The organism is Arthrobacter gyeryongensis (genome assembly GCF_039543785.1).
GTDB lineage: Bacteria > Actinomycetota > Actinomycetes > Actinomycetales > Micrococcaceae > Arthrobacter > Arthrobacter gyeryongensis.
The window spans coordinates 171,050-184,445 of the sequence record NZ_BAABKK010000032.1; the positions used below are offsets into that span (position 1 = coordinate 171,050).

12 protein-coding genes are annotated in these 13,396 nt (G+C 64.2%); 8 read left to right on the plus strand and 4 right to left on the minus strand.

Annotation, left to right across the window (positions count from 1 at the left end; genetic code table 11):
- The first annotated feature begins 19 nt into the window (after positions 1–19).
- Entirely contained in the window at positions 20–1,018 is a 999-nt protein-coding gene (locus ABEA18_RS21440) for an aldo/keto reductase (RefSeq protein ID WP_345452583.1), read from the plus strand.
- Positions 1,019–1,170: 152 nt separating this feature from the next.
- Positions 1,171–1,785 carry a PepSY domain-containing protein gene (locus ABEA18_RS21445; RefSeq protein WP_345452585.1) on the plus strand — a complete coding sequence of 205 codons (615 nt, stop codon included), beginning with the start codon at positions 1,171–1,173 and terminating at the stop codon, positions 1,783–1,785.
- A gap of 598 nt (positions 1,786–2,383) precedes the next feature.
- Here ABEA18_RS21445 and ABEA18_RS21450 read toward each other — a convergent pair.
- Together ABEA18_RS21450 and ABEA18_RS21455 are read right to left on the minus strand one after the other, a co-directional pair.
- Complete coding sequence (locus ABEA18_RS21450; RefSeq protein ID WP_345452587.1) at positions 2,384–2,671, minus strand: YciI family protein; 288 nt, start codon at positions 2,669–2,671, stop codon at positions 2,384–2,386.
- A gap of 8 nt (positions 2,672–2,679) precedes the next feature.
- Complete coding sequence (locus ABEA18_RS21455; RefSeq protein WP_345452589.1) at positions 2,680–3,144, minus strand: SRPBCC family protein; 465 nt, start codon at positions 3,142–3,144, stop codon at positions 2,680–2,682.
- Between the two features lie 207 nt (positions 3,145–3,351).
- Between ABEA18_RS21455 and ABEA18_RS21460 the strand changes: the two genes are divergently transcribed.
- Positions 3,352–3,975 (plus strand): PadR family transcriptional regulator, encoded by a 624-nt coding sequence (locus tag ABEA18_RS21460; protein ID WP_345452590.1) that lies wholly within the window; start codon positions 3,352–3,354, stop codon positions 3,973–3,975.
- Between the two features lie 66 nt (positions 3,976–4,041).
- Here the strand turns inward: ABEA18_RS21460 and ABEA18_RS21465 are convergent, their stop codons facing one another.
- Positions 4,042–5,184 (minus strand): fibronectin type III domain-containing protein, encoded by a 1,143-nt coding sequence (locus ABEA18_RS21465; protein WP_345452592.1) that lies wholly within the window; start codon positions 5,182–5,184, stop codon positions 4,042–4,044.
- A 732-nt stretch (positions 5,185–5,916) separates the two neighbouring features.
- Here ABEA18_RS21465 and ABEA18_RS21470 point away from each other — a divergent pair.
- On the plus strand, positions 5,917–6,222 hold the full coding sequence (locus ABEA18_RS21470) for a hypothetical protein (RefSeq protein ID WP_345452594.1): 306 nt from the start codon (positions 5,917–5,919) through the stop codon (positions 6,220–6,222).
- Positions 6,223–6,268: 46 nt separating this feature from the next.
- On the opposite strand, the gene ABEA18_RS21475 is transcribed toward ABEA18_RS21470, so the two are convergent.
- Entirely contained in the window at positions 6,269–7,894 is a 1,626-nt protein-coding gene (locus tag ABEA18_RS21475; protein ID WP_345452596.1) for a phospholipase D family protein, read from the minus strand.
- 109 nt (positions 7,895–8,003) lie between these two features.
- Here ABEA18_RS21475 and ABEA18_RS21480 point away from each other — a divergent pair, with 109 nt between their 5' ends.
- From ABEA18_RS21480 to ABEA18_RS21495, 4 genes are all read left to right on the plus strand, one after another.
- Positions 8,004–8,861, plus strand: coding sequence for a phosphatase PAP2 family protein (locus ABEA18_RS21480; protein WP_345452598.1), 858 nt, complete (start codon positions 8,004–8,006; stop codon positions 8,859–8,861).
- A gap of 123 nt (positions 8,862–8,984) precedes the next feature.
- Positions 8,985–11,045, plus strand: coding sequence for a phosphocholine-specific phospholipase C (locus ABEA18_RS21485; RefSeq protein ID WP_345452600.1), 2,061 nt, complete (start codon positions 8,985–8,987; stop codon positions 11,043–11,045).
- 227 nt (positions 11,046–11,272) lie between these two features.
- Positions 11,273–12,553, plus strand: coding sequence for a hypothetical protein (locus ABEA18_RS21490; protein WP_345452602.1), 1,281 nt, complete (start codon positions 11,273–11,275; stop codon positions 12,551–12,553).
- A gap of 680 nt (positions 12,554–13,233) precedes the next feature.
- Positions 13,234–13,386, plus strand: coding sequence for a hypothetical protein (locus tag ABEA18_RS21495; protein WP_345452604.1), 153 nt, complete (start codon positions 13,234–13,236; stop codon positions 13,384–13,386).
- Positions 13,387–13,396 lie beyond the last annotated feature (10 nt).

Here is a 13,396-nt window from a genome sequence, read left to right on the forward strand (position 1 = left end):
CGACACAGGAGGACGAACTATGGAAAAGCGCGCACTGGGCACCAACGGCTTGGAGGTCTCCGCCGTCGGGCTGGGCTGCATGAGCATGACCGGTGGATACAGCGACAAGCCGGACCGGCAGGAAATGATCTCGTTGATCCGCGCCGCCGTGGACCGGGGCGTGACATTCTTCGATACTGCCGAAATCTATGGCCCGTACGCCAACGAGGAGCTCGTGGGCGAGGCCCTCGCCCCGTACAAGGGCCAAGTGGTGATCGCCACCAAGTTCGGCTGGGACATCGATCCCGCAGAACGCAAGCCGAGCGGGCGGGTGAGCAGCCGCCCTGAGGTCATCAAGGACGTCGTGGACGGCTCCCTGCGCCGGCTCGGCGTGGACGCCATCGACCTCTACTACCAGCACCGCGTGGACCCCGACGTTCCCATCGAAGACGTAGCGGGTGCGGTCAAGGAACTGATCGAGGCCGGCAAGGTGAAGCACTTCGGCATGTCCGAAGCGTCAGCGGGAACAATCCGCCGGGCGCATGCCGTCCAGCCCGTGAGCGCTGTCCAAAGCGAATACTCCCTCTGGTGGCGCCGTCCCGAGGAGGAAGTGCTGGCCGCGTGCGAGGAACTGGGCATCGGATTTGTCCCCTACAGCCCGCTCGGCAAGGGCTTCCTGACAGGAACCATTACCGCGGCCACCAGCTTCGACGCCGGCAACGACATTCGCAGCACCATCCCCCGATTCGCACCGGAAGCGCTCCAGCACAATGCCGCCGTCGTCGAGCTGCTAGCCAGCATCGCACAACGCAAGGGCGCCACTCCCGGTCAGATCGCGTTGGCTTGGCTCCTGGCGCAGAAGCCCTGGATCGTCCCGATCCCCGGCACGCGCAAGCTGCACCGCTTGGAGGAAAACATCGGTGCCGCCGCCGTCGAATTGTCCGCCGCGGAACTGGGCGAAATCGAGGACGCCGCCTCCAGGATCCAGGTGCAGGGCGGCCGCTACAACGACGCCGCAGAACGGATGACCAACCTCTAGGCGTCCGCACGGTGCCACGCTTCCGGATCCTGTGAGCCGGGCAAAATGTCACAGTTCAGGCACAGCATAGGTATACAGGGGCCAAAGCCTGGGGTTCGAGGATGGGATACAGCTTCGAACCCCTCGGAGTTGAACCTCTAAGGAGCAACATCGTGAACAAAGTCCGGAAAATCGCAGTGGGCGCGGCCCTGATCGGCGCCGTCGCAGGCGGCGGAGCCCTCACCGCCATGGCCCTGCCGGCTAACGCTGCAACTACTGACACTTCGACCGCCAGCCCATCCGCCCCGGCCACGAACGGTGGCACGCACGGAAACGAAACGGCCCTGACCGGTGACACCGCCACCAAGGTGAAGGATGCTGTACTGGCGGCCAACTCCGGCGCCACGGTGGAGAACATGACCACCGAAGACGACGGCAGCGCCGCCTACGAAGCCCACATCACCAAGTCGGACGGCACGCACGCCACCGTCAAACTCGATGCGAGCTTCAAGGTCACCGCAACCGAAACCGGCGGACCGGGCGGCGGGAAGGGCGGCCACGGCAACCACGGAAACGAAACCGACCTCACGGGTGACACCGCAACCAAGGTGAAGGCCGCTGTACTGGCCGCCAACTCCGGCGCCACGGTGGAGAACATGACCACCGAAGACGACGGCAGCGCCGCCTACGAAGCCCACCTCACCAAGTCGGACGGCACGCACGCCACCGTCAAACTCGATGCGAGCTTCAAGGTCACCGCAACCGAAACCGGCGGCCCCGGTCACTAACTCCCAGTCCAATTAACCACTGTGGGCGGATACGGCACCCAGCCGTATCCGCCCACAGCGCGTGAACGGTGTAATGACAGGACCTCCCACCGGTCCCCTGCCGGAAGTGGCCACCTCTGCAAGCGAACTGGCTGCGCAGGCGTCGATCTCGGACTGAGCGTTCGAGGCCGCGCGCGCTGAGGGTAGGACCGCCAATCCTAGGAAAAGCAGGGAGCGGCCCAGCTGCTGACATCGTCTTCCGGAGCGCTTAGCGTCTTTAACAGAACCTTGAACGACGGCGGTTCCGCCTTTGAGTATTCGGGTTTCTTCCAGCCGCTAACTGATCACAGTCCAGGGCTCCACGTTTTAGATGAGAAGAAGATGACTATGGAATTTTCGTTGATGATGGCTTGCGCAGTCATCAGCATCGTGAACAATGACAGCCGCAGTGCCTTGCCGGGGGCACCGGTTATTCCGGCACGCCCGGCAAGGCGCCTGCGGTTGGCTCGACTGCGCGGTTGGCTAGCGACCGCTTTACACCGGGCGGCGTGGAGAATCGAGCCTAAGGTGCCGGCATTTGTGGAGCCCTAGCGGGTGAGTTGCGCGGATTGACCGAACGTCAGGCGGGATCCTGCGGACTGAACATTACTGCGTTCCACTCCCGGATCTCGCCGGGCACGGCCAGTCCTTCCAGGACGAAAGGATCGCCCGCGATGAATTGCTCCGCCCTTTCCTTGCTGGTGAAGATGCCCATCGAACCGTTCACGGCGGGATTGTTGAAAGTCCCGATGCCAATCAGGCCGCCCTCGGCGGCGAACGCCTGCATATATTCAACGTGCCTGGGGTAGACGGCCTGGAGCCCGGGGAGTGCCGAAGGATCCGAGCTGTAGAAGACGACGAATTGCATTGTTTGCCTTAGCTGTCGGATTCGGCGCTGTCGGATTCGGCCAGGGTCTGACCGAGCCGCGGGAGCACGTGGTTTCGCCATCCGCCGCTCATGATGCGGTGCGATGCCACGTGGGTCGGCTCGTTGGGATCGAACCCTTCGTGGACAAGCGACAGCCGGGTGCCCGCGTTTTCCGCGGTGATTGACCACGTGACGGTGCTGTTGAGGCTGTTTCCAGAGTTCGCGTCCCGCCACGAAATACGCAGGAGCTTCTCCGTTTCCAGGTCAAGGACTTCGCTGGCCACCAAACCGCTGAATCCGACTGCCGGAACGGGAATCCCGCGCATGTGGAACTGGTGCCCGACGATCGCCTGGAAGTCGTTTTCCATCAACCAGCGGGCGATCAGCCCGGGTTCCGTCAGCGCCCGCCAAACCTTGGCGGGCGAATACGGCAGGAATTCTTCGACCTCGATGGTCGCAAGTTGTTCGCTCATTTAGTGTCCTCAATCTCGTTCACGACCATCCTAAGTTCCGCGGGGGCCGTCGGCGGAGCGATCCGGCATTCCCGGGCTGCGTCGTAGCCCAGTTCGAGCAAAAATCCAACGCTTGTTTAACGACAGTCAGCGATATATCGTTAACTATCGCAGAACAAACTGCGAGCCTCAGGGCAATCCACACAAGATTGAAAGGACGATGCCGCTATGAAAGGCATTCATGACAACAGACTCACGGATTGCGGTCCGGATATGGAACGCTTCGGACGCGGCCGGAGCCGTCGCGGGCCCCACGGACACGGCGGATTCGGGCCGGGCCGCGGGTTTGGGCCAGGCCGCGGTTTCGGGCCGGGGTTTGGCCCAGGCTTTGGTCCCGGCTTTGGCCCCGGTGGGCAGCGTCGGGCCAACAAGGGCGACGTTCGCTTCGCGATCCTTTCCCTGCTGGCCGAAGCACCATCCAATGGATACGGACTCATCAAGACAATCGCCGAGAAGACGTCCGGATCGTGGCGCCCAAGCCCGGGTTCCGTCTATCCGACGCTGCAGCAGCTCGTCGACGAAGAGCTCATTGCACCCGTCGGCGAAGGCCGGCGCACTGAGTTCACACTCACCGACGCCGGAAAGGCATACGTAGCGGAGCACGCCGAGGAGCTGGAAAATGCGTGGAACATCGATCCAGAAGGATCAGGACCCGCGTTTCACCAGAGCGTGGCAAAGCTCATGGGGGTTATCCACCAATTCCGCTTCGCCGCAACCGACGAACAGCGCACAGCCGCCATGGACAAGATCGACGAAACCCGGCGAGCGCTGTACCACATCCTCGCTGACTAGTACTGCCCCTTCCGAAGCCGCGATGCGGAATTACCCACTCCGCTCGCGGCTTCCGGGCGGGCGCGGCTAGCGTCGGGTGATGGAAGTGCCCCCAGTCGGCGTCCAGGTGATTCGGCCGCCTTGGAAGTCCTGGGCAGCACCACCGCAACAAACTGAGTACTCGTTGCTTGTGGGATAGCCGAGCTCGCCGTTCTCCCACCCCTGAGCGGCGTATGCATCGCGGATGGCGCCTTTGTTCACATGTGCGCCGGTCGCCGGGGACCAGTAGATCGCCCCGCCTTGAAACAACTGGTAGGCGCCGCCGTCGCGCAACCCCTTTACCTCATTGCCCGTGGGGTAGCCCAGCAGGCCGTTCTCCCATCCCTGTGCCGCATAGGCGGAGCGGATGGCGCCCGCGTTCACATGGGCGCCGGTCGCCGGGGACCAATAGATCGCCCCGCCTTGAAACAACTGGTAGGCGCCGCCGTCGCGCAACCCCTTTACCTCATTGCCCGCGGGGTAGCCCAGCAGGCCGTTCTCCGAACCTTGAGCGACATAGGCAGAGCGGATGGCGCCGGCGTTCACGTGTGCGCCTGTGGCCGGTGACCAATAGATCGCGCCGCCCTGGAAGGACTGGTAGACGCCGCCGCCGCGGATCGGCCCGACTTCATCGGAGGTGGGGTATCCGAGGGGGCCGTTCTCCCATCCTTGAGCCGCGTAGGCGGATCGGATCGCACCCTGATTGAGGTGGGAGTAGGTCGTCGGCGACCAGTAGATCGTCCCCCTGCTGTAGTTGCGGTAGGCTCCACCGAAGCGCAAATTATCTACCTCCCAGCCGGTGGGATCACCAAGAAATGCAGGACCGCCGAGGGAAAAGTAGTAGATATCGATAGGAGTCAGGTGGAGGGTGACCGAATTGCTGGGTGGCGACGGCTGTGACGTACCGGCGCTGTTGGTGGCCGTGGCTGTGAAGCTGTACGTGTAACCATTGATCAGACCCCTGACCACGCATGAACCCGATGCCCCTGTGATGGTGCAGGTGGCGCCGTCGGGGTTTGCGGTTACGGTGTATGAATCCACGGCCCCGCCGGAAGACGGCGGGGAAACGGAAACGCTGGCCGAAGAGACTCCGTCCACGGCTGTGGGGGCACCAGGTGAACCCGGGGGCATGAGACCCCCACCCATCCCTATGATGCCGGTCGCGGCCATGGAAGCAATAGTCGTCGTCATGAACCCTAGACGCATCAAACGCCTCGCGAATTCCCGGGTCCTGATCAATTTTGAAGTCACTTTAGACGCACCCATGTAGCGACGCCCGTGCCGCACCCCGAAGCCCGCCAACGGCAAGCCCATGGCGATCATAGGGCGCGGAGGCGAGCTCCCGCAACGAGTTCCCTGCGTTTAGCGGCGACGCCGCTCAGGAGTACCACTGCCACTCAGGCGGTTCCCAGCCCGAGGGAACCTGATGATTGTCCTTCGTACCGCATCTTGCGCAGCTGTAGCTCGCCGACGGCGGCCGCAATCCGCTGCCATCGGCCGCATAGACAGCGGGAACATACTCATGGAAGGTCAAAGGGAACCCAGGACCGCACTGCCCACAGGCCGGCACCCGTGGCGCGGCTGCGGGAATACAGGGACGATGGGTCGCAATTCGATGTCCAGCACGAGCAAGCGTCATGTTTCTCCCTCACGTCTTCATCGGTCAGGAATCGGCGTCGGCCAGATCCCGAGTTCAAAGTTCATGCCCGGACGCCCACATCGTGCGTATGAACCCAATGGGGCAGCCAGCGGGTAGTGGGTCAAACCCTATGCCAGGACGCCCTGAAGGGCCATGGGCAAGCCGGAAGAGATGGTTCGCAATCAGTTAGGCCGCTAACGGTGGAAACTGTTGCCTGCGTCACATCCTCCGTTTAGTCTTTGTTCCGGGCCGCAGCGTCGCGGTTCCTGATCGGAAGAGGACTCATGACCGAAAAAATCCGCCTTCTCGTAAAAATGGACATCGATGGTGCACAGGTCCGCATTACAGCCCATGGACGGCTGACCTCCCGGAGCCTCCACGCCCTTTACGTCGTCGCGAGGCGGGCCAACGCCCTCATGCATGGCCTGGCCCTTGAAATCGACGTCAGCGGGGCCAGCGTCGACCCTGCGGCCATGGAAGCGCTCAGCCGCTGCTCGCAATCCCGCCGCCTGCCGGCCCTGATCGATCCCCAACAGTCAGATATCAACATCTCCGTCCGGTCATCCGCCGACGCTGTGATGGCCGCCTGAATTCGGCAGCCACGAACGCGCTAAGGCCGCTTCGACTCCTTCTTGCCTAGAACCGGGCGGTGCCGTGCAGCCCGCGGGGACGGCCGTCCGGATCCACGACGAAGCGGCTGAGCGGGTCCGCCCAGAGACGCTGGAGGGCCGAAACGGGTTCCGGGGTGTGGTGCCGCACGTTTCCAGTGGGGCGGGGCGATCGGCGATCGGTTTCGTGCCAGCTGTCGAGAGCGTCGGCGCTTGTCTTCCAAAGCTTGAGCCCCGCCGCCAGGTCGTGGAGTTGGCGATCGTTCTGGTCCAAGCCCAGGTGTTCTGCCCAGAGTTGGAGCCGGAGCCAGCGGGCCAGCGGGCGGGAAGCATCGCGGCCGTTGTCGGTGGCGCGCAGTTCCGCATTGTCGTCAGTGGTATCGGCAGTCGTGTCGAATACGGCGCAGGTGAGCTCGCTGTCGGTGGTCCAGGACCGGCGGTTGAAGTTGTCTGAGCCGCAGGTGAACCAGATGTCGTCGATAATGCAGATCTTGGCGTGGACGTAGATCGGAGTTCCGGAGCTGTTCTCCAGGTCGAACACGCCGACCCTGTCGGGTGCGACCTGGCGCAACATTTTGAGGGCGCGAAGTTGCCCGATCCGGCTTGCCGGCCCCGTAAGCGAGCCATCCGAGTCGGGGTAGCGCGGCACGACGGCGATCACGTTAAGGTCGGGATTCCGCTCTAGGGCCTCTGCGATTCCGGCTGCAACTTCTGTCGACCACAAGTATTGGTCCTCGATGTAGATCAGCGAGCGGGCGCGGGCGAAGGCTTTCGCATAGCCTCGGGCAACGCTGCGTTCCCCGTCGGGCGCGAACGGGAGCGGGGGACGTTTCACACCGTAGGTGCGCAGCAGCTGCACGGCATGGGATCCGGCCGCGGGTGGCGGCGGTGCAGCGGCCGGGAGCGGTTCGGGGTGCCGGGGCATACGAGCCAGGCGTTGCAGCAGCATCCGGTACGGGGTGCGCCGGTCCAGTGGATGGGGGTCGTTCCATCGCTCAGCGAACACTGCCAGGACATCCGCGACCACGGGGCCGCGCAGCTCGAGCGCGGCATCGTGCCACGGGGGACGTTTCCCGTACCGGGGATCCATGGTCACCGCTTGCGGGTCTCCATCATGATCGGCGTCGTCCCTTCGGCTGTGGGAGATGTCGATCCCGCCGATGAACGCGACATCCCGCGACGGATCGTCACGACGGCGGATGACGAACATTTTCTGGTGATGGGAGCCGAACAGGCGGACACGCTGATCCAGCAACACTTCTCCGCCGGCGTCGTTGATCTTTCGACTCAGGAGCTCGTTGGATCGGCCGCTCATCGGGGCCGATACCCGCTCTCCGTGGGATCTCCAGACAAGGCCCCGCACTTCCACGCCCTCGCGGGCCAACCGCGCGAGCAAGTCCCCGATCGTCGGTCCGTCCGCCAGCAGCCGCTCGTCGGCGTCGCCACGCCAGTCGGTGAACCACACGCGGTCCCCCGCTTGCAGAGCAGTCAGTTCCTCATGCAGTCGGGCAAAATAGCTCGCTCCATGAATAAGGGGCCGCACAAGGTTGCCGTCTGACCACGCCGGAGACCCGGCACCGCCCGCGTGCACCTCCGTGGCCAGATTCCCGCGCTCAGCGCGGCTCAAGAACCACGTACCGGCATCAGCGTCCACTCAGTGCTCCTTCCGGGGGGGCAAGGCCAATTCTCTGGGGTCCGGTCTTCAAACTGCCTAGAAGGTAACCTTACTGATCAAATCAATTCACGATGTGAGGCGGAAGACAATGGGCGTTCATCCCCCAGGCACGCCGGACGACGACTCAGCCGAAGGCAAAGGCGAGCTTACCGACGACCGGTTCGTCGGCGACACAGATCTGGCCCGGTGGGAGTCCCCCGCCGGAAAGTGGCTCGCCTCCAGCGCACAACGCCTCAGTGCCCACCTCGGCCCGTACGGTGCGCTGATCCTGGTCCTCGCTGCCGGAGCCGTAGTGGCATCACTACTGGCCTTCGCGACCGGCGGAGTGTACGAGGCCGTGACGGAAGCAGATGGCGTGGCCGCCCTGGACCACCCGGTCTTGGAGGCAGCGATGACTTTGCGCAGCCCCGCACTGGACGCCGCCGCCACTGCCTACACCGATCTGGGCGGGGGAATCGGGATGCCGATCCTGGCCGTAATCGCCACCGCCGTGCTGGTCCTCCGGCGCCGCTCGTGGACGCCGGCGATCCTCATTGTGACGGCGGCGGCCGGCTCCCTCCTCATGACCATCGCCGGCAAGCAGCTCATCGGCCGTGCCCGGCCCCCGCTCAGCGACGCCGTGCCGCCCTACGAGTATTCCCCCTCGTTTCCCAGCGGACATTCGCTGAATTCGTTTGTGATCGCCGGAATCGTCGCCTACCTGGTCATCCTGCGCTGCCGCTCCCGCCGCGCCCGCGCCTGGACCGTTACCGCCGCGGTCCTCTTCGCCCTGACCATCGGCCTAAGCCGGGTGTTCCTGGGCCACCACTGGCTCACCGATGTCCTGGCGGCCTGGACGCTCGGCGCTGCCTGGCTGGTCCTGGTCATTACAGCCCACCGCCTATACCTCACCGCCCGGAAGACCGAAAAGCTCAGCCGCTCCCGGGGCGGGACTCAAGGCAGATAAACGCCACATGCCCGCCTCCTCGCGTGTCGTCCAAAGTTTGCTTTTCCGGCACTTAACTTTTGCCTAGCGCTGGAAGAGTCGGGCGGGGGTTTTGTCAGCAAAGCCAAGCACTGGGAGCAGCTCATGTCAGGTCTCAACCGTCGACGTTTTCTTCAACTATCAGGGGCCACCGCGGCGAGCGCCGCAATCGCGGAAATGCTCGGCGAGAGCATCGCGCGCGCCGCGACTATTCCGGCCAACCGTGCCACCGGCTCGATCAAAGACGTCGAGCACGTGATCGTCTTCATGCAGGAGAACCGCGCCTTCGACCACTACTTCGGCACGCTCAAGGGCGTACGCGGGTTCGGCGACCCGCATCCGGCCATCCTCCCAAGCGGGAAGGACGCGTTCGCGCAGAACAACGGAACGCGGGACATCCTCCCCTACCACCCGGCCGCGCCGGATCTCGGCATGCAGTTCATGGAAGACCTCGACCACTCGTGGAAGCTCACCCACGAGGCCTTCAACGTGGGAAAGTACGACAAGTGGCTCCCCGCCAAGTCCGAGGCCACCATGGCGTTCTACGAGCGCGGCGACGTTCCGTTCCACTTCGCCCTCGCGGACGCATTCACGATCTGCGACCAGTACCACTGCTCGTTGCTAGGCCCCACGGACCCCAACCGCTACTACATGTTCACGGGCTGGGACGGCAACGACTACAAGTCCGGCGGCCCCGACCTGTGGAACGCCGAGGTCGGCTACTCGTGGAGCTCGTACCCCGAGGAGCTTGAGAAAGCCGGCGTGAGCTGGAAGGTGTACCAAGACGTTGGCGACGGCCTCACGGCCGCGGGCTCTTGGGGATGGACGGGCGACGCTCACATCGGCAACTACGGCGACAACTCGCTCCTATACCTCAAGCAATACCAGGACTCGAAGCCCGGCAGCCCGCTCTACGAGAAGGCGTTGACCGGCACGAACGCGAAGGCCGGGGACGATCTGTTCCGGATCTTCCGCGAGGACGTCGCGGGCGGGAAGCTCCCGCAGGTCTCCTACGTCGTGGCTCCCGAGGCGTACACCGAGCACTCGAACTGGCCGCCGAACTTCGGCGCCTGGTACACGGCGAATATCCTCAACATCCTTACCTCCAACCCGGACGTCTGGAGCAAGACGGCCGTGTTCTTCATGTACGACGAGAACGACGGCTTCTTCGACCACGTCGTCCCGCCGCACCCCAACACCTCGCAGATCCCCGGCGCATCCACAGTCTCGACCGAGGGCGAGTGGTACGACGGCCGGATGACGTTCTCCGGGATCGCCGACGTCCCGGGCCATTACGGTCTCGGCGTGCGCGTGCCGATGCTCGTCGTCTCGCCCTGGAGCATGGGCGGGTGGGTCTGCTCGGAGACGTTCGACCACACATCGATCGTGCGCTTCCTGGAGTCGCGCTTCGGCGTGAAGTCCCCCAACATTTCGCCGTGGCGCCGCGCAGTGTGTGGTGACCTCACGAGCGCGTTCGACTTCTCGGCGAACGGGGGTGCGGCCCCAGCCCTGCCCGACACCTCGGCATTCAAGCCCGCGGACCACAATCGGCACCCGAGCTACGTGCCGACGCCTCCCGCAGTCAACTCGATGCCGGCCCAGGAGAAGGGCACGCGCCCGTCGCGCCCGCTCGGTTACGCGCTCGACGTCGAGGTCTCGGTGGCGGGCGGCAAGCTCTCCGCCCACTGGTCGAACGCCGGGGCCCTCGGCGCACACGTGCAGGTCCGCTCGAATCTCCTTCCGGCGGGCCCCTACTCGTACACGATCGGCGCGGGTGCGGCCCTCGACGCCTCGTGGGCGCTTGGCACCGAGTACGACGCGCAGATGCACGGCCCGGCGGGCTGGTACCGCCGCTTCGCGGGCACGACGGCGGCCGCGGACATCCGTGCGACCGTCACCCGCGACGGCGTGTCCGGCCACGCGCAGTTCCGGATCGAGAACACCGGCACGGCCGCGGCCGCCCTCACGCTCACCGACGCGTATGGCACCGGGTCGCAGGCCCTCGGTCTCAACCCAGGCCAGGCCAAAACCGTGGTGATCCCGACGCAGGGCGGCTGGTACGACCTCAAGATCACCGCCGCGGCGGATCCGAAGCTCGTTCGAGTCCTCGCCGGGCGCCTCGACGACGGCCGGGCGCTCACCTCCGATCCGCAGCTGGGCAGATAACGGGCGGTCACCCGAAAGCGGCAACGTGCCCACCTTCGTCTGGATCGGTCCCAACCAGTTCTAGATCGGTCAACATTAGACCAGATCACGGTGTCGGCCCCTCGCAGATTATGCGATAGTTTGCCGTAAGAACGGGGGCACCATTCGCGGCGGGGGAACGGAATGACCTACATCTGTGGACACACCTCAGCTCGGGCTCCAGGCGATGTTCCTGCCGAGATGCCCGCATGAAGGCCGGCACTCTCCGGGAGTCGATGATGGAAGCGGCCGCTGACCGCTGGCTCAGCGCTTCCGACTTAGTCGCCGCCACACGGAGCACTGGTGTTCTTTCGGATCATCGACGGGCCAGGGAACTCACCCTCGACGCGATCAAAGAGCTGGTTGCCGAAGAATTATTGGTCGCGGGAGCATTCGGAACCGGCCGGTATATGCCTTGGACGCTGACAGGCACGGATGCGGCGCGCAAGGTCGAGGGCGAGTGGAACACGAGCGCCATGTCCCGCACATGGTTCACGGCAAAGGCCAACCTGACCTCGTCCGAGCTCGGCGATCTTCCACAGAGAACCCCTCGCCACTCTGCACGCGAAACCACCGAGGATCCGCCGGAGGTCACGGGCAGCGAGGCGACGGGACCCTGGGTCCAGGTCACCAGGGAAACCCGCATAGCGGCGACCATCCCGCCAGACTCCGCGCCTCCGGCGTGGAAAGGAAGCTGGCTTCGCAGGAGGCTTTGGCTCAAACGAGCCGCCGCCGTGTTCGTCATCGCATCGGTCTCAGGCTGGCTCGGATGGGCCGTCATCGCGGGGATCAAACACACACTCGCCAGCTACACCAAGATCGACGGGACAGTCACGGCACAAACCGATACCTCGGCACGCCGCGTTTCCTCGTGTCAGCTGGACGTGGATTACACAGTCGGCGGCCGCCAACTGCATAGCGTCGCCAAAGTCAACGCAAACTGCCATGCTCTGCCGGGCCCGGGGTTCCCGACAACTATCGATGTCGACACAGCCGATCCCCAAGACATATGGATCGACGGCGCCAACGATGCGAACCATCCCGATCCGTCAGCCATGACCATATTTCTGCTAATACTGCCGCCCGCAATCGCCCTCGTACTCAGGAACGAGCTCGGAGACTATGGCAGAATCCGGAAACTGCTCGCCCTTGGAGCCCAGTGGCGGCAGGTCGAGGTCACCGTCACACGGAAAACCGCCGGTCGAGAGGGCGTCATTATCCGGCTCGAAGGAAAGGACCCCGCAGGAAACCGGCGCTCGTTCTATATCTTGTCCCGATTTGTGAGCCTGATCGGCCACGCCAGCAAAGGCGACAAAGCAAGCCTCAAGCTCATCGCGGACGGCGAGGGGCGGGCGCTCATCCAGAGACCCGACACCGGCCGAATACGCGTTGCGCGCATCAGCAGATCGAGTTGGCCACTAGGTTGGGGCGACCGGCTATTGGTCGGGCGCACCGCGAAATTGGTAACGCGCAAGTCAAAGCCAAACTAAGAGCCCCCTGTCGGATTCGAACCGACGACCCCCGCTTTAGGACCAAGGCCCTCTGTGCGCCTCGAATATAGTCGATCTCCCCCGGAATCTAGGGCTTTTACAGGCAACGATGGCTGATGAATTGTCATTGGTTGACGCTGATTAAGGTGAGTTAAAGGTGAGTCGGTTGCAATGGTTCCGCCAGTGATGCCCGACCGCTACCCGGTCCAAAACCCTCACAGCCGATACTTCCTCCTGTCCGCCGAGAGGGATTTCCGCAGCCTCCCGCTGGTCCTTCATGGTCGACGATCGCCTCCACAGCCGAAGTCTGGCACCAAGGAACGACGAGACCCAGCAGTGGTGGACCCGATACACCTAAAGCCGCCCCAAAGTGAGAATTAGGGGCACCCTCCGAGTTTCAGAGCGGAATGTGGAGACCTGCGACTAACGCGGGGCTTCCCCATGGTCCAGGCCTGGCGTCGGCGGCTCACCTGCCGTCGTGGCCTGGTTCTTTTCAGCCGGGACGTCACCCACACAGATGCGCGAGGCCGGGGCACCACGGGAATATCACCTGGGAGCCAAGCCGGCTTCTCAGGCGCTCAGGGGGCTACCGCCGGGGTTGCGGGCGGCGATCCCCACCGTCACCACCGGCGAGTGGCACAGAGTAGAGACTGATTGAATCATCGCGAAAGGGGACGCGCGTGCCGTTCTTGAAGACTATTTCAGCCCGCGTCCGGGTCGCCCATTCGCTCGTGCAGTCCGCCGAAGAGTGCAACGCACTGTCCAAGGACCTGTTCCTTGCTTATGACGGCAAGGACGACGAGCGGATCGCGATGCTCAGGGTCCTTTCCTAGAAGCGTGGCG

Coding starts and splice junctions, on each gene's coding strand:
- ABEA18_RS21460 (WP_345452590.1), top strand. CDS start 3,352: ATGAAAGGCATTCATGACAACAGACTCACGGATTGCGGTCCGGATATG.
- ABEA18_RS21470 (WP_345452594.1), top strand. CDS start 5,917: ATGACCGAAAAAATCCGCCTTCTCGTAAAAATGGACATCGATGGTGCA.
- ABEA18_RS21490 (WP_345452602.1), top strand. CDS start 11,273: ATGAAGGCCGGCACTCTCCGGGAGTCGATGATGGAAGCGGCCGCTGAC.
- ABEA18_RS21440 (WP_345452583.1), top strand. CDS start 20: ATGGAAAAGCGCGCACTGGGCACCAACGGCTTGGAGGTCTCCGCCGTC.
- ABEA18_RS21465 (WP_345452592.1), bottom strand. CDS start 5,184: ATGACGACGACTATTGCTTCCATGGCCGCGACCGGCATCATAGGGATG.
- ABEA18_RS21455 (WP_345452589.1), bottom strand. CDS start 3,144: ATGAGCGAACAACTTGCGACCATCGAGGTCGAAGAATTCCTGCCGTAT.
- ABEA18_RS21485 (WP_345452600.1), top strand. CDS start 8,985: ATGTCAGGTCTCAACCGTCGACGTTTTCTTCAACTATCAGGGGCCACC.
- ABEA18_RS21480 (WP_345452598.1), top strand. CDS start 8,004: ATGGGCGTTCATCCCCCAGGCACGCCGGACGACGACTCAGCCGAAGGC.
- ABEA18_RS21450 (WP_345452587.1), bottom strand. CDS start 2,671: ATGCAATTCGTCGTCTTCTACAGCTCGGATCCTTCGGCACTCCCCGGG.